The sequence below is a fragment of the Blastopirellula marina genome, assembly GCF_002967715.1.
GTDB lineage: Bacteria > Planctomycetota > Planctomycetia > Pirellulales > Pirellulaceae > Bremerella > Bremerella marina_B.
In genome coordinates this window covers 324,443-340,324 of record NZ_PUIA01000037.1, presented here as the reverse complement: position 1 = coordinate 340,324, position 15,882 = coordinate 324,443, and the positions used below count along the sequence as shown (strand labels likewise).

Below are 15,882 nucleotides of genomic sequence, written 5' to 3'. Positions count from 1 at the left end.
AGGCAAGGGGCACTTCAGTCCGTTTCTGGTAAGAGAGGAACGAAACGAACTCCGCCGAAATCGTCTTCCTTGTAACGATCTTCACCCACCTTGCGAATTCGTATTAACTTCTGTGAATCCTGCACCGGGCCTAGCGGCATAACCAGCCGTCCGCCAACGGCCAACTGTTCGAATAATGCACTAGGAACCCGATCTCCTCCGGCCGCGACGGCGATCGCGTCATAGGACCCTTCCTCGGGCCATCCCTTTAGTCCGTCTCCAAAACGTACGTGAACGTTGCGAATCCCTAACCTGCGGATCGTTTCCGCTGCTGTGATTGCTAAGTCCCCGATACGTTCAACGGTATACACTTCTTTGGCAAGTTGTCCCAAAACCGCTGCTGCATAGCCGCTTCCGGTGCCTACCTCCAACACGCGATCAGACGGCTGAAGCTCGAGTACCTGTGCCATGAGAGCCACTATCAGAGGCTGAGAGATAGTCTGCTTATGGGTCAGCGGTAACGCTGAATCGGCGTAAGCATCGTCCCGGAAAGAAGCCAGGACGAACTCTTCACGCGGTACGTCATGCATGGCCTGGAGCACTGCCTGGTTGGTAATCCCCCGCTGCCTGAGCAGGCTCAGCATCTCGTCACGTTGCTGATCGAGTTTCATGATGCACGCTCCCTAGCAGGTATCCGCAATGCTTTGTGCAGGCAGAATCCTCCTCCGAGATGCCGCCCAGGCGGAAAACAACGTGGTGCTAACCATTAGTCTCACGAAAAACGTGAGCCAACGCAAACACACAACCTAGAGAATGTTCGTTTCGATCAATGATCGAGAATGAACTCGTTGCTGTTCAAGAGTGCCCACCAGATATCCTGTAAGGCAGCTGCTTCGTTGTCTCGCGTCTTCAGAATCTCGCTGATCGCAGACAATTCCTGCTTGGTGGGCCGACGCGACAGGGCCGCCAGGAACAGGTGCTCAACCTTGTCGTGCGACGACATCTTCGAGGCCGTAACCTTATTCAGAACAGCGGCCTGAGCGTCGGTAGCCTGTTTCATGAGACCACCATTCATGATCAACAGCGACTGTGTGATGCCGCCGTCCAGGGCTGACGTTTCGCTATCCTCGTCGTCTCCCATCTTTTGATTGACCTGACCCAGCCAGCTGTGGCGATCATCGACCGAAGCGATAATCGCATTCTTCCCCTCAGCAGGGCTCTTGGCCAGCATTTGCAACGAGTGGAAGAGTTGCTCAGCCTCCATCTGCCGCGAATAGTAGCGAGCAAACAGTTGCTGACCTGCATCCGGGTTATCGGCCAGGTTCTCGTCGATCTGTCGGCTCGAAAGTCCGTAGGGCTGCGACAGCGTGATCCACCGCATCAACCGACGGAGGTCGAAGTTCGACTCGGCGAAATGCTCGGAGAGTTGATTCAATAGCTCGGGATGAGAAGCCGGATTATGCGGCCCCATATCATCGACCGGCTGCGTGAAGCCAACCCCAAAGAAGTGCTGCCACATGCGATTCACGGTCGCCTTGGGGAATTGATCCGAGTTGACGATCAACTGGGCCAATTCTTGCCGACGATCGACTTCGGAAACTTTGCCGGAGCGTGGAATGGTCGTTCCATCCACGAATTGCGGATAGGCCACTTTCAAAAGGCCATTGGGCTGTTCGTAGTAGACTTCGCCGGAGTCGGAATCGCGACTCTTGGAGAAGTCTTGGTCAAGAATCGCCAGCTGCCCTGACTGGCGATCTTTGGCCAACTTGGTTTGACGGAAAAACGCATTCAGTCCCCAGAACTGCTGTTGGCTCCAGCCAGTGGTCGGGTGGTTGTGGCACTCGGCACATTGCAGTTGTTGGCCGAGAAACGCCGTGCAGGTCTTGGCAGTTGCCAGCTTGGCATCTCCGTCGATCATGCTGACCAGGAAGTTCGTCGCCGGATTGAAGCTTTCGCTTCCGGGACTCGTGGTTCCAGTCGCCGTCAGGAGGTCTTGGACAAGCAAGTTGTAAGGCCTGTTCTTCTCGAATTGCTTGGCCAGGTAGCCTTCCAAAGAGGAACGATCGATAGGGCTGTCTTCGGTCATCCCCCCGGCACGTCCGACCAGGATATTTGCAAAACGAGCACTCCAGAACGAGGCGAACTCCGCTTCGTACTGATCGCCTGACAAGATTTGATCGACCAGCCATTCGCGTTTGTCATCGCGACGCTGGCTGACGAACTGTTCGATTTCATCGACCGTGGGAATACGCCCCAGCAACTGCAAATAAGTACGACGGACAAACTCGTGATCGGTAGCAGCCGGCGAAGGCTTCACGTTCTCGGCCTTCCACGCCGAAGCGATCGCCTCGTTGATTTGGCCAACAACCTGATCGTCAGAAAGCTCTAAGCTGCCACGCGAGCGAGGCTGCACGAAGCGAGGAGCCGCCTTATCCGCCAGGGCCGTCGCATCGACGGACTCGATCACTTGGGGCATCTGAGGCCCAGGCTCAGGCATCGCTTGTGGTGGTGGAATGTCACTCGACTGCGGACCATTATTGGAAGCCAGCTGTGGCCCCTTGTCGGTAGCAACATCAGTGTCGCGGGCGCCAGCCGACGGGGTTTTGTCCCCGTCGGCGGCGAGCGGCGTGCCTTGCCCTGGCATGAGTTGCTGATAACCGATGTAGGCCACTCCACTGAGAACCACTAGCAGACAGAGACTAAGTGCCAGTGATCCGATCGCGGTCAAAAGACGCTGCCGCTGCATGCGACGCTTGGCCGTACTCGTTCTTTGAGATGGGACTTCGGCGGTCGGGTTTTCTGGCGCAGCTTGTGCTGCCGCTGCGATCACCATCGAGAGTGGTGCTTTGGCGTGGCCATTGACCCCCGAATTGCCTTGGCTTTGTCGCTGCTGGTGAGCTTTGACGATGTGCGCAGTAAGATCCGGCATCTGCTGCTGGCCCAGCAGTTCCTCCAGGAGAGGATCGATGATTGGATCTTCGTGGTTCATGATTCGTGATTCAATTTGAACTCGATGCACTCGCGAAGTTGCTGCTTCGCTCGTTGCATCAGGTTTTTCGCTCCGTGCTCGCCAATTTGTAAAGCATCTGCGATCTCTGAACGTGATTTGCGATCTTGAAATCGCATCTGCAATGCCGTTCTCGCTCGTTCGGTCAGACCTTCCAGGCACTCGTTCAGGAGTCCTAAAAGTTCCTCCGGCTTGCGATCGTCGGTCTCCACCCAGAACTGCTCGATATTTTCGACGGCCTGGATGTTTGTCTGCCGACCTTCTTTGCGTCGGCGGTCGATCAACAAATTTCGAGCAACCGTCCTTAAATACCCCCTGGTGGCGGCATCTGTCAGCTGCTCGAATGGCCTCTCAAGAACCTTCAAAAAAGTTTCCTGAGTCAGATCCTCTGCCTCCTGGGGCGAACAACCCCAGGACCGCAAATAACGCCAAACGCTAAGTTGATGCTGTGCAACAAGTTGCGCGACATCAACCGCAGTCGATTCGTGTTGCGGAAGGTCTTTCATCTAGAGAAAACGATGGCTAGTGGCGAAAAGTACTCAGATTCGAGCGTCAGTTAAGTGGATTCGTGATGCCGGGGGGTAACTGTTGCAGTGTATCCCGAAATGTCGAGAAAAGCCGGACGACGGCCCCTCGATTTGCGGAGGCACCTCGTCAATTAGAGGCACAAACCAATGCTGCCATCGGAAGTATGCGACTGATAGCACGGGGAAACTTGAGGATTTTTTGTCCATCCCAAGCAATTACGTCGAAATCATTGTGGATTGCCCTTGCTGGAAATTCATGATCCAACGACATTGTCCCGGCGCTTTTCAGCCCCCTTCGACCAGGACGGTCGAACGTGAAAAGCACGAGTCTCTTTCCGAAGCAGACTCAAGGGCCAATACCCCGCTGGCCCGCTAGAAGACACAAGGCCCTGGATGGGGCCGAGATTGATTTCGCTCCAAGGAGGGATGCGATGAAGGCGGTTATCTCGCTCGTGTTATTGTTCGCGCTGGCAGCGCCGTTGGCGGCTGCCGATGCGGTTCTCTACTGCTTCACGGCCGATTGGTGTGTTTACTGTCACCAGATGCAACCGGTCATCGGTCGCATGCAACAGGCCGGCTATCCAGTTCAAGTCATCAATCGTGACCAACAACCGCAGATGGCCCAGCAAATGGGTGTCCGCGGATTGCCCTACTTTGTTCTCGTCTCGAACAATCAAATCGTCGACTCGGTCGAAGGCGCGACATCGTTCGATCGCCTGGCGAAAATGTTTCAAGCCGCCAAGCCACAGATAGACGCTGCCCAAGCCGCACCTCAACTCAGCGCCGCAACCGGTCTGGCACGAGGTCAGTCGCCACAATCTTCTATGGCGATGCCCGGCCAGGCCAGCGTTCAGCCAGCCGCCTATGGCCAGCCCATGAGCCAATCTCCTGCTCATGCCGGTAGAGACATTCATGCTCAGGCAATGCAAGCCAGCGTCAAACTGAAAGTCAGCGACCCCGATGGGCATTCGTACGGCAGTGGTACCGTCGTTCACACCCAGGGGAACGAAGCATTGGTGCTGACCTGTGCTCACTTGTTCCGAGACTCGCAAGGGCAGGGGCCCTTGGAAGTGATCACCTTCCAGCAGTCCGAGTCTGGCACTACGGTTCCTGGCGAGATCCTCGTTTACGATCTTGAGCGAGACGTGGCCCTGGTTGCCATTCGCACCCAGTCCCCCATCAAGCCAATGTCGATCGCCCCGCCCACAAACCAGATGCAAGTTGGCCAACAGGCCTTTAGCGTTGGCTGCGATAATGGGGGCCCACGCAACCTTTACCCAACACGCATTAACAGCGTGAATCGCTACGTCGGTCACGACAACCTCCAAGCTGCCGGCGCTCCTTCGGTCGGACGCAGCGGTGGTGGCCTTTTCAATCCGCAAGGCCAACTCGTCGGCGTCTGCAATGCGGCCGATGACGAGGACGACGAAGGGATCTACGCCGCTATCCCGACGATCTACACCGTCTTGAACCAAGCGAACCTCGCGCATCTGTTCCAGAACCAACAGCAAGCCAATCCCGTTCAACTGGCCTCGGCCACGCAGCCGCTGGGAAGCAGTCCAGCGCGATCGATTCCGGAAGTTCCCCAAAGCAACTTCCCCTCGAATCCCGCTGCTCGCTCGATGCCTAGTGTATCAGGGGCATCGGCTCACACGCCAAGTAACTTCGAGAGCGTGCAAGGCCTGAGCGATGTTGAACGCGAGATGCTGCATTATCTTCGCGGGCAAAAGGACGGAGCAGAAGTTACCGTCGTTCTGCGGTCCAAAGACAACCCGAGCGCTCAGCCGGCCGTATTTACACTGCCAGGCGGCCCTTCGCCAGAGTTCATGCGGCAAGCATCGCAAAACACCGGCCGCCCTGGACCTGTCATGCGAGGCCAAAGCCGCTAGGTGCCTCAAAAAGAAGGGTCGCGTTGTAACAGCTGAATCGATTATGCAAATCCAAAGAGCCGCTGATCGATTATTGCTGCGGCATTCTGTAAGCCATCGGCTACTGCTCCCAGAAGAAACGTATGCTTTAGCCATGGGGGTACGACTCCCCCGTTGCTTTGACATGGGTTTCTTTGGTGGATAAGCCGTGTTCATTTTTCTGTTGTTTGCCGTTTTGAATCTGTCTGTCGGTTTTGCAGCCGCAGTCTTACTAGGCTACGGACCGCAGCCTTGGTTCGCGCTGTTTCTGCCGTCGAACACCGACAACGTTATTCAAATTGACGCAATCGAAACAGAAGAAGCTGAGATCGAGAAACCAGCCGAGCCAGCCGACGAACCTACGCCCAAACTCGTGAGTCAACCATTTCCGGAAATGAACGAACCGGAAGACTTACCGGCCGAATCAGAGCCGGTGGCCGAAGACGAGCCAGAGATCGAACAAACGTTTGAACCCGTTGCCGAAGAGGCACCTGCCGCAACTGCCCAGGAAAAGCCCTTTGGTGAGGACGAAGATAACGAGCTCGAAGAATTCTTAGCCGGGCGCAAGAATGAACCGAAGAACCTTGAGCACGACGAACCGACCAGCGAGAAAGCTCCCGAAATCGCTTCCGCCGATGACATCGAATCGATGTTTGCTGCCTCGCTAGGGGACGACGCGGAAACGGCATCGAATGTTGTTACCGCCCAAACGGAGTCGGACGAGGACGACGAACTGGACGACCAGCCTCTCGGCCAAGACGACATCGCCGCTTTGTTCAACAGCTAAGTTGTTCCATCCGTGATTAGCGGAAGATTTCCTTTTCGTGGAAATCACCTTCGGGGCTCATCCCCTTTTTCAGTGCTTCACGCATCAGATCTTCCCCTTCGCCACGCAGGGCAAATACCGGAAAGCCAGGGCTAACGTACTCGTTCCAATAACGCTCGTAGACTTCGACCGTCTCTTTGTTCTTTGCCAGGGCATTCGGCACGGCATGCACCATCACGGTCTTGTCTTCGCTCTTCTCCAAGTATTGTCCGAGCATTTTCGGCAACATGCGCGACAGCCAGTTGGTTCGCACGAACTTCAGCTTGCGCGGAATAATGTAACGAGGACGATTCAGCGGACCGAGTGCTTCGTGCAGCGCCGTGACGAACATGCGACTATCTTCGTCGCTGGCATCTTCCAACAGAACACGCACGTAACCGCCGGCCCGCGACTTCGCCACGACTTCCGGTGGAGTCTTCAACATCTTCAGCTCAACCATCGTTCTCGCAATCGACTCTCCGATGGCCTGTACCAGCGACTCACTCGACCAAGGCTCTTTGGTTCCAGCAAACGGCGGAAAGCCACCACTTTCGCGGGTCGATTCTTTGATCCGCATTTCCAGCGTATGGTTTGGGGTTCCTTCGTAGGGCGTGCCGATCTGCCACAGATCGCGGGTCTCGCGGCGGAGCGTCACGCGCGAAAGCATATCGCGATTCAAGTCGCGGACCGAGCCTTCCAGCAGTTCAGGGCGCAGGTCGGTCAGGGCAGGGTGGACGTGCCCCACTCCTTTCTCAATCACCGCGTCGTCTGTCACGCCAAAGATGTTCTGATGCTTCTTGATGAAGCGGGCATAGTCATCCAGGCCCTTGCTGAACTCAGGAGCCAGGCAAACAACGTCCCAGTTGTCGGCCAGCTTCTCAGGCACCTGGGGATCGAGCCGAAACGATCGCCCGCGAAGCTGCCGCACTGTCATGCTCGTGGTGACGGTCGTCAGGTCGATCAGCACGTTAATCTTGTTGGCATCCCAACCTTCACCCAGCAGCCCGCGCGTGCCGACCAGACACTTCGTCAAACCGCGCTGGAACAGGTCGGTGATCATCTCGACATAGACGCGCGGACACCAGTCGCGCCCACTGCCAGAAACCACGTGAAAACCGACTTCAGCGTCGAACGTCAGCGTCGCATCGTATCCAGCATCGGCCAGCCACTGCTTGGCCGCGGCCTCGAACTTCTCGGAAAGATCGTCATCGACCAGCACGCTCGAACCAGTGACCAGAATCGGATCGAGTTCGTCCAGCTTCGGATCGTTGACCATTACCCGAAATGCCGCGATCGCGCCCCCTGCTTCACTGCTGAGCAGATGCTCGACCTCGGAAATGGTCGCGGCTGTCTTCTCGAAGTCGGTTACCACAACCGCGCGGATCGCATCCCCCAATGCCGCCATCTCGGCCGTCAGGATCGGAACCAGGGCCTTCGCCTTTTCGCTGGAATAGGCCAGCACACGTCCCACCGGCGAAGCGCATGCCTGACAGCCGGTCTCGGTAATCTGCACGCCCAACATGCGTAAACCTGAGATCACGCGATCCGCCAAAGCGCGATCCTCGGCGTTGGCCGATCGCCGCAGTCCATGACGGACGTAGCGATCGAGCACCGGAATGATGACCGGGATCTGCGGGACTTCTTCGATGGGCACTTCCAGCACTACCGGTGGCACTTCGGCCGGTAACTCGATGTGACGCGTCTGCAGAAACACGCGAGCGGAGTCGGCAAAATCAGGGTCGCGACGATGAAACGAAGACCATGTCTTGAACGTGCTGGTCGCGTGCCGACGTGTTTCCAGCGTCTGCACCAACCAAGGAATGAGCGCCTTCACGCGAGGTGCCTCGTCGACGGTTTCCACTACGGATGGCGGCTCTGGCTGGGCTGGAGGTTCCTGTTCGACTTCTTCTTCCGAAATCAAATCAGCAAAGGGATTGTCCTCGTCTTTGTAAACGGCTTCTGTACCGCCCAGATGCTGTAGCTTGAGTTCTTCACCTTCGGGCTCGTCCGCTTCCGGTTCTTCCACCGGGGCAACTTCTGCAGCAGGTTCTTCGTCTCCATTATCAGCTGGCTTATTGGTGACTGCCTGCAGAATTTCTTCCAGGTGATCGTCGGCCTGGGCGACGAAGCGGAGTTCCGCTTCGGAAGGGCGAACGAAGTAAACAAGGTCCTGATACGGAGCGAGAAAGCCATCTCGCACCACCGCTGGGACCGGCACGTCGTGATCGATTGGGCCGAGAAACTCTTGATAACGCTCGAAGTCGGCGGGGACCTTGCCATCGCCATCCGGTGGTGTCGCGGTCAGCCCTACCACGATCGGGTCGTCCAGGTACTGCATGGCGTCGGAAAGCACGCGTCCCCAATGCCCTACCAGGTGATGGCATTCGTCCAGAATGAGCAGTCCCACGCCTTCGTCGCGTAGCCTCTGCCAGGTTCTCAGGCACGACTGATGCAGCATCTCGAACGATTCGCCGGCGAGGCCCGCTTCGTCACGCACGCTTTTGCGATAGGCCGAGAGACGCTCGTCGTAGTAATCGCGATTGTGCTTCTTCAGATCGCGAATCCAAACCTTCGCTTCAGCCGGATCCTGCGCCTGCCCTTTCGAGATCAGACGATCTTCCCACAAAGACATGGCCGCATGGTCGAGGCCATCGTCGCCTCGGCGGGGCAGCGTGACGGCCTGATAGGTGAGCGAGGTCAACAGTTTGGGTTCGTCGGGCGAGGTGCTCACCAGCATCGACATGGGACGATCGGTCTCGAACAGATCGGTCCTGGCCGCCCACTGCGATTGAATGGCCGAGTTGGGGCTGAGCACCAGCGCCGGCCGCTTGATCATTTCGGCCCATAAGTAAAGCCCCACGACTGTCTTGCCTGAGCCAGGCGGAGCGACAATGTGCAGTTGCCGCTCGCCACGGGATAGCTGCTGCTGGGCGACATCGCGAACTTGAACTTGCGAAGGGCGCAATTGGCCGCGGAACTTAATTGACGGAAATGGATCGCTCGACGTCATATCGCTTCCGGCCCAAGATGAGAAACACAGGTGACTTGCGTTATTCTCATGGCTTTGGCCGGGAAGTTGAAGAGGGCACCCGTCATTGTTCGTTCAATTGAACATGATTTGACTGCCGACCAGCGAGCTAACTCCCATCAATCGACATCATCCCTTGTATCTGCGGCTTACTTCCTTCGGGAATGAATTGCACGGCCCCATCCCCCATCGCGGCTTGGACACCGTGAAAGTATTGATCGTCGAAGTTTTTCGACATGAGTGCCTGGGGGGAAATGTCGACCGGCTTGTACCAGGGCACCGGGTTGGTCGTATCCTCGACCACCATGATGACGTTGGATATCCCCACTTTGACATCCGCAAACGACCTGGCCTTGTCCATGCCCAACATGGTGTTTGGGCCAGATATCGCCACATACGTGGTCGCGTCTCCCATGTCGTTGCCCCCTAGTGCCGGGCTGGCGTAGGCAAACGGCATCCTCTCGCAGGCCTGCATATTACCGGGGCTGTCCCATGGCTGCGAGAAGTCATACTTATCGTAAATGTCGTTTCCCTCAACGAACGGCAAAATCAGCACGCGCCACGAGTGCATCGGCTCGCCATCTTCATCAGGAATATAGGCCGGCGGCAACGTGCCGTAAACGTCGTGATAGTTGTGCAGGGCGATCGCGATCATCTTCAGGTTGTTGTTGGACTGCATTCGCTGGGCGGCCATGCGTGCCTGCTGCACCGCCGGCAGCAATAATGCGACCAGGATGCCTGTGCACAAGAGGGCCATCACCCCAAAAACGACGACCACAATAATGATGACGACTTTGGCGTCACCGCGACGAGAAGTACGCATGATGGGGTTCCCTAATTATGTCCTGAAGCTAGTTTATTCACGGGCGGTTGCCTGCTCTGCGCCACCTAATTCTGGGCATAGCAGACACTCTTTCAACTGCTTAGGGTCGTCCTTAGGCATCCACTGGACCGCCCCATCCCCCAGCAGCACGGGAAAATAGGAAAGGTCATTCTGTTCGATTTTGGCGGCGTCGATCAACTCGAAAGGAGTGATATCGCCCGGTTTCGTCCAAATCACGGGATGTTCGATTCTCTCGACAACCATCGCCACACGACCCAACTCACAAGGTACTTCGTCGAATGATCGTCCTTCTTGGGGAAGCATGATGGTTTGTTTTCCCTGGGAATCGACCACCGCCAGATAGGTCGTCATTCCGGGATACGTTTCCGTATCGAGATAGGGACTTTCAAACAGGCTGGGCACCATCTCTGCCAGCGGTCGATTCGTCTCGCTATCCCATGGTAGCGAGAGATCGAACTGATCGTATAAACCCTTCTGCTCGAGAAATGGCAGAAGTAATACGCGCCACGAGTATAGTGGGCGGCCTTCGCTATCGGTCACCACGACCGGCGGCAGGCTGCCATAGGTATCGTGGTAGTTGTGCAGTGCAAGGCCAATATTCTTCAGGTTGTTCGAGGTCCAGCTGCGCCGCCCACCCCCATAGCTATGCGTTCTCGACGGCAAGAGCAGCCCGACCAAGACCAAGATGATGCCCGCTATCACGAACCACTCGACGACCGTAGGCTGCCACCACTTTTTGGGCTCCGGCTCGGTTGGCTGGCCATGAGGGCTATCGAATGGATTGGGATCGTTCATAATTAGTCCTTTGGTACACGCCCATCGTTCGCATACATCAGCGGCAGAATCTCTTCTTCGGTTGGGTCCTTGAACGGTCGCACAGAACCGTCCGCAAAGCCAATGAAGAAGGTTTTACTGGACCACTGACCATGATCGAGTATCTGCAGATACTCGGACGGCGTGATGTCTTCCGGCTTCGTCCAGATCACCGGATTGGTCAGATCTTCCACGACCATGGCCGTGTGAGATAATCCGTCTTTAAATTTGGATAGCTTTAGGTCCTCGCCAGGCCGCGGCCAGGCGGTGCTCCATAACTCGTCGTCGTTGGCGATTGCCTTATAGGGCGTTTTACCTTGCTTGGTAGCTTGCTCAGCGAAGGGAGACGCGAACAAATCTGGCATCTTCTCTACCAGTGGCAAATTCTCGGGGCTATCCCATGGCTTGGTGAGATCGAACTGCTCGAACAATTCCTGCTCGTCCATTTGCGGCAATAAAAGTACCCGCCACGAGAGAAGTGGCTGGCCATTCGGATCGACGATCGCAACCGGTGGGACACGATTGTACGGATCGGAGTTTGCTTTCAACTGGTAGACCAAGACGATCTGCTTGAGATCGTTCATCACTTCGGAGTGGCGAGATGCCCCGGGATGACCGCCAGTGCTGGGTAACAACAGGCCACCGCAAAACGCAAGCATTGCCATGAAACCAATCATCCGCCAGAGGAATTTCCAATCACCTTCTTGCATGCAAGATCGCCGCCAAAAAGAAATGCCAAATGGGGGAGAAGAGTCTCCCTCGATTGTCACAGCCTTCTGCGATGCCTGCAATCAATTGGCAGAGCTTCCGCTTCGTGGGCAAATAGAGCGTTTGTATCAGTGATCCGGCGTCATAATCGGCACACTCAATTCGATCGAACCGACTGCGATAAGAAATCCAATTAGCAAAGGGGTATCAATCATCTTCAGCCGTACGGCATTCGATAACTGTATCACCTGGGCAAGGTGGGGATCTTCCTGGGTGGTTAAGGTTTGCGAACGTCGTGAGTGAACAAGACGCACGTTCACGTACGATAGTTCAGTTGAGAGTCCGCCTCTCTTACCAAAGTGGATGGCACGGCAAGATTCCAGGGAAAGCTTCTCCTCTGGATCGGGGTCAAGTTCTGATGACCCTTTCTTGCACGACCAATAGCTCTTGGTAAGAAAGACGGGCTTTCAGCGTTTCTTGACTTTAGTTTTCAGTCCAGGAGGAACTAACCACGGATGACACCGATACACACGAATTGAAGTCCCTCAGCAAACGAGTTCAACTCCGCAGTATCCGTGTTTATCCGTAAGATCCGTGGTCAAACCTCTTCTGAAATAAGGGGTTACGCGAAATGTATCCTTGAGGCCGGGGTCGCGCTATAATGGAGGGATCAATTCAACTTCCGCTGATTTCTTCCTCCCCTCCACTTCATGGCTGCTCCGGACGTCCCTGAATTAACCGATGGCGAGATTCTCTCGGCCGTTTTGGCTGGGGATGCGGACCGGTATGCCGTGATCGTGAAGCGGTACCGCCGGGCTCTGTTGAACTTGGCCTATAGCTACCTGGGAGACTCGCAACTGGCCGAGGATGCCGTTCAGGAAGCGTTTCTCAATAGCTTCAAGTGGCTGCACACCTACGACTCGCGTTACAGCTTCCGCACGTGGCTGTGGCGAATTCTATTGAATGTCTGCCATCGCATTCGCGAGAAAGGGAAGAAGCTGCCGGTCACCTCGACCAAGCTTCAGGCCAGCCAAGGGGAAGATGGCTGTTCGCCGCTAGAGACGGAAGTTCCCTGCCAGGCACTCGCGGGCTTGATCGACCGAGAACGCCGCGGACAGGTGCTTCAGTTGCTCGACAAGCTGACACCCATTCAGGCCGAAGCGATCCGCCTGCGATTCTTCGGTGAAATGAAATTCCAAGAGATCGCCGACGCCCAGGGAATCGGCCTGCCGGCGGCTAAGGCCCGCGTTCGCAATGGACTATTGCAGCTCGCGAAATTGATCCAGAACACTTGCCAAGAGCTTTCCGAGGAACACGCTCGATGATTCAATCGCACCATCTACCGACCTGCGACGACGTGTTCGAAGTGCTCACCCGGGCTCCGTTTCCCACCGGCCAGCACGAGACCGATATGCCGATCCAGCGGCATCTGACCGTTTGCCATAGCTGCCGCGAACTGGCCGAAGCGTTGCGTCCGGCGACCGATATGCTAGCCCACGGGCAAGCCCATACGACCGATGACGATTCTTTGCTGCCGGTCTTTTTGGCCGACGACAGCATGCCTAGCCATCGCTGCATCACCGATCAGCCTGAGCGGCAAACTACCGACATCGTGGCTGCCATTCGTGGTCCGCTGATAGGGTTGGCCCTATGCTTGATGATCGTTTTGGCAGTCCAAGGAAACTGGTCGCACAGTTCGAGCGGCTCAGACAACGCACGCCCGACCTCCGGTAACGTGGTAACCGCTGGCGCTAGCGGCGGAGCGAACCTGGCCGATCTGGTCGCAGGCTCAAACATCTGTTCGCTCGTTTCGGTCGACGCTGCCGTGCAGAATAACGGGACCGATGGCGAGCTGCTTTCCAACCTGGCCGACCACAACTTTACCGCGGCCCATTGCTGCAGCCAGTGCCATCACGCGGAATCGGACAAGGCAAAAGCCCACAACGCGGTCTCGCTCAAAGGACCTCAGATGCTGGCCCTGGTAAATCGCTGCCAGCACTGCCACGCAAAGTAAGTACCTACGTGGCGTTGCTTTTAGATCGCCCAAACGAGAGCTTCTAGGTGCCGCTGGGGCGATAGGCTGGCGTTGGAGCAGGCTTCAAACGACGCTGCATCCAAGAGATGGTCAAGCCACCGCAAATGCCCAGCAGGGCCCCGGCAACGAGTCCGCCTGATTGCCAGACGAGGTTGCTACCCATCAGGACCGCAAGACCGGATCCGATAGCCAAGCCAAAACCAGCTCCGATATAGAAGCCGAGCTGAACGGCCTGTTTCACCGTACTACGCGGTGGATTAATAATAGAGGATGAGCCACTGTCGATCACGAGCGACGTACTGCCTGGTTTCTTGAGTCTGTTCCGGGGAGAATCTGATATCGTGACGGAAAGATACCAATTCCACAAGAGGGTGACAAACCCGATTTTAGGGAGCGTAATCGAATCTTAACGCTCCCAAGATCCTTTGCGAGACCGATTGAACGGAAGATTCCTGTCCCGCCGGGTCACTATTTAGCTGAGGAAGCTGGCACTTCGGAAGTGGTTTCCTCGGAGAAGGGATGAGCGATCCCATTGGCAATCACCGCGTCGTCTTCGTCAACTCCAGCGGCAACCTGGCCTTTGTCGTTGAGGAAGTAGTGCTTCATCGAGTTAGGTAAGTCTTCCAGGCTGATGAATTCGACGTGGCCATCATCGAACAAGATGTTGAAGCGGCCATCCTGATGCCCTTGCGGGGAGATTTGCCCATCTTGAACGACCACAATATCGGAAGCGACCGGATAAAGGGCGCGTCCTCTCATCAGAGGAGCCTGCAATTGTCCGTTACGCAGGTTGCCGAGATTGTAGTTGTATACCGTTGCTAGCCCCTGTTGTAGTTTTTCCACTTCCGACTCAGGTGCTTCCAGTAGTTGTTCAACCGTTGGCAGCTCGTGGGGTTGGGACAAATTCCGCGTCGATTCCACACAGCGGACCACTTCAGGGTGTTGCAGATGGCCTGCATTCAGCAGACGCGGTGCATACGAGCCAGCGACCGATAGTGGACCGGTAGCGGCGACGGCGGGGTAGCGTTTCTCGGCGTTGCCGGTGGCAAACTCTTGCAGTGCCATCCCGACTTGGTGGAGGTTGTTTTCGCATTGAAGCCGCGTTGCCAACATTCGCGAGCTGGCAAGTGCCGGGAAGAAGATGGCCACGGCAGCCACGCATGCCCCGATGGCGACCATCATATCCATCATCGTGAAGTTGGGATTGCCGCCCCCGATTGTTTCGAAAGGTTGCTTTTCCTTCAGCGTCGGCGCGTCTTCATTGTCAGGAACCGACGGATCAAGAACCTCGGCAAAAAGGCCAGGGTTATCCAATAGCGCACAAGTTCTTGTGGCAAGTCCGACTGGCGGGGCGGCCTCGTCGAGGCCGTCGGATAACAAGTTCAGGTGGGTTCGAAGCTGTTCGATCTCTTCCGCAGAGCGAGGGTCCTGGGCAATTTGCCGCTCAACCGAGGCCTGCTCGTTTTCGTCCAGGGCTCCCATCAGGTAGCCCAGCCAATGCTCACGAGTCTTCGTCATCTGAGGTATAAACTTCGTTCCATGCTTCGGTTAACTTCTGCACTGCAGTATGCAGACGGCTTTTCACCGTACCGACCGGAATCTCCAAGATGTCCGCAGCTTCGCGGTACTTCAAACCTTGGTAGTAGACTAACACAACGGCGGTCTTCAATGATTCGGGCAGTTGCTGAACGGCATCGCGCATCACGCGTTGTCGTTCGTAATCGTCCATTTGTGCCATTGGTCCTGGCTCGGCACTTACCAGTAAATCAACCAGCGAACCGGTCTCTTGCTGTTCGGTGCTGTTGCCAGCGCGGTCCAAGCTAACCATCTTGTGACGCTTGGTCTTACGCTGAGCATCGATCGCCTGGTTGGTGGCAATCGTGTAAAGCCAGGGGCGAAAACGACGTCCTTCCTCGAAGGTATCGCATTTCAGGTGCACTTGCAGAAAGGCAGCCTGAAACACATCTTCCGCCATTTCGGGATCACCCAAGTACCGCCGAAGGTAGTTGAACAGCTCACGTTCGTAACGCTGCACCAACTTCTGGAAGTACTCGCGATTCCCCGAATCTCGGTACGCCAACAGCAAATCCTCATCGGATTTGGGTTGAACGAGCGATGGGTCGGAATAACTCGACGTCATTTCAAGTGTGGCAGTTGTCATTTTCTACGAAGGTTCCCAGCAATGGTTCGAAATCCGTTTCCTGATGGGAGCAATCTTCATACAAACCT

At 56.1% G+C, this 15,882-nt stretch carries 14 protein-coding genes; 4 read left to right on the top strand and 10 right to left on the bottom strand.

Features of this window, described 5'->3' with window-relative positions; all coding sequences use genetic code 11:
• Positions 1-14: 14 nt before the first annotated feature.
• The 3 genes from C5Y96_RS13315 to C5Y96_RS13305 all read right to left on the bottom strand — a co-directional run bounded on the left by C5Y96_RS13315 (position 15) and on the right by C5Y96_RS13305 (position 3,492).
• The gene (locus C5Y96_RS13315; protein ID WP_105354054.1) at positions 15-650 is read right to left on the bottom strand and encodes a protein-L-isoaspartate(D-aspartate) O-methyltransferase; all 636 of its coding nucleotides are present in this window, start codon (positions 648-650) and stop codon (positions 15-17) included.
• Between the two features lie 155 nt (positions 651-805).
• Complete coding sequence (locus C5Y96_RS13310; RefSeq protein ID WP_105354052.1) at positions 806-2,968, bottom strand: DUF1549 domain-containing protein; 2,163 nt, start codon at positions 2,966-2,968, stop codon at positions 806-808.
• The gene (locus C5Y96_RS13305) at positions 2,965-3,492 is read right to left on the bottom strand and encodes an RNA polymerase sigma factor (protein ID WP_105354050.1); all 528 of its coding nucleotides are present in this window, start codon (positions 3,490-3,492) and stop codon (positions 2,965-2,967) included. Before C5Y96_RS13305 ends, C5Y96_RS13310 begins: the two co-directional genes overlap by 4 nt.
• Before the next feature lie 452 nt (positions 3,493-3,944).
• Here C5Y96_RS13305 and C5Y96_RS13300 point away from each other — a divergent pair, with 452 nt between their 5' ends.
• Together C5Y96_RS13300 and C5Y96_RS13295 are read left to right on the top strand one after the other, a co-directional pair.
• Positions 3,945-5,402: a trypsin-like peptidase domain-containing protein gene (locus tag C5Y96_RS13300; RefSeq protein WP_105354048.1), complete on the top strand. Its 1,458-nt coding sequence runs from the start codon at positions 3,945-3,947 to the stop codon at positions 5,400-5,402.
• Between the two features lie 187 nt (positions 5,403-5,589).
• The gene (locus C5Y96_RS13295; protein ID WP_105354046.1) at positions 5,590-6,207 is read left to right on the top strand and encodes a hypothetical protein; all 618 of its coding nucleotides are present in this window, start codon (positions 5,590-5,592) and stop codon (positions 6,205-6,207) included.
• Between the two features lie 16 nt (positions 6,208-6,223).
• Here the strand turns inward: C5Y96_RS13295 and C5Y96_RS13290 are convergent, their stop codons facing one another.
• From C5Y96_RS13290 to C5Y96_RS13275, 4 genes are all read right to left on the bottom strand, one after another.
• Positions 6,224-9,235 (bottom strand): DEAD/DEAH box helicase, encoded by a 3,012-nt coding sequence (locus C5Y96_RS13290; protein WP_105354044.1) that lies wholly within the window; start codon positions 9,233-9,235, stop codon positions 6,224-6,226.
• A gap of 127 nt (positions 9,236-9,362) precedes the next feature.
• Positions 9,363-10,076, bottom strand: coding sequence for a DUF1559 domain-containing protein (locus C5Y96_RS13285; protein ID WP_105354042.1), 714 nt, complete (start codon positions 10,074-10,076; stop codon positions 9,363-9,365).
• Positions 10,077-10,109: 33 nt separating this feature from the next.
• Positions 10,110-10,892, bottom strand: a complete 783-nt coding sequence (locus C5Y96_RS13280; protein ID WP_105354040.1) for a DUF1559 domain-containing protein — start codon at positions 10,890-10,892, stop codon at positions 10,110-10,112.
• A gap of 2 nt (positions 10,893-10,894) precedes the next feature.
• A complete protein-coding gene (locus C5Y96_RS13275) occupies positions 10,895-11,620 on the bottom strand; it encodes a DUF1559 domain-containing protein (protein WP_105354038.1) in 726 nt (241 codons plus the stop codon).
• A 708-nt stretch (positions 11,621-12,328) separates the two neighbouring features.
• On the opposite strand from C5Y96_RS13275, the gene C5Y96_RS13265 reads away from it, so the two are divergent.
• On the top strand, positions 12,329-12,943 hold the full coding sequence (locus tag C5Y96_RS13265) for an RNA polymerase sigma factor (RefSeq protein WP_105354034.1): 615 nt from the start codon (positions 12,329-12,331) through the stop codon (positions 12,941-12,943).
• Positions 12,940-13,632, top strand: coding sequence for a hypothetical protein (locus tag C5Y96_RS13260; protein WP_105354032.1), 693 nt, complete (start codon positions 12,940-12,942; stop codon positions 13,630-13,632). Before C5Y96_RS13265 ends, C5Y96_RS13260 begins: the two co-directional genes overlap by 4 nt.
• Positions 13,633-13,675: 43 nt before the next feature.
• Here the strand turns inward: C5Y96_RS13260 and C5Y96_RS13255 are convergent, their stop codons facing one another.
• The 3 genes from C5Y96_RS13255 to C5Y96_RS13245 all read right to left on the bottom strand — a co-directional run bounded on the left by C5Y96_RS13255 (position 13,676) and on the right by C5Y96_RS13245 (position 15,814).
• Positions 13,676-13,894, bottom strand: coding sequence for a hypothetical protein (locus C5Y96_RS13255; RefSeq protein WP_146115653.1), 219 nt, complete (start codon positions 13,892-13,894; stop codon positions 13,676-13,678).
• A gap of 227 nt (positions 13,895-14,121) precedes the next feature.
• Entirely contained in the window at positions 14,122-15,171 is a 1,050-nt protein-coding gene (locus C5Y96_RS13250; protein WP_105354028.1) for a hypothetical protein, read from the bottom strand.
• Entirely contained in the window at positions 15,155-15,814 is a 660-nt protein-coding gene (locus C5Y96_RS13245; protein ID WP_233198948.1) for an RNA polymerase sigma factor, read from the bottom strand. The genes C5Y96_RS13250 and C5Y96_RS13245 overlap by 17 nt, the downstream gene beginning before the upstream one ends.
• Positions 15,815-15,882 lie beyond the last annotated feature (68 nt).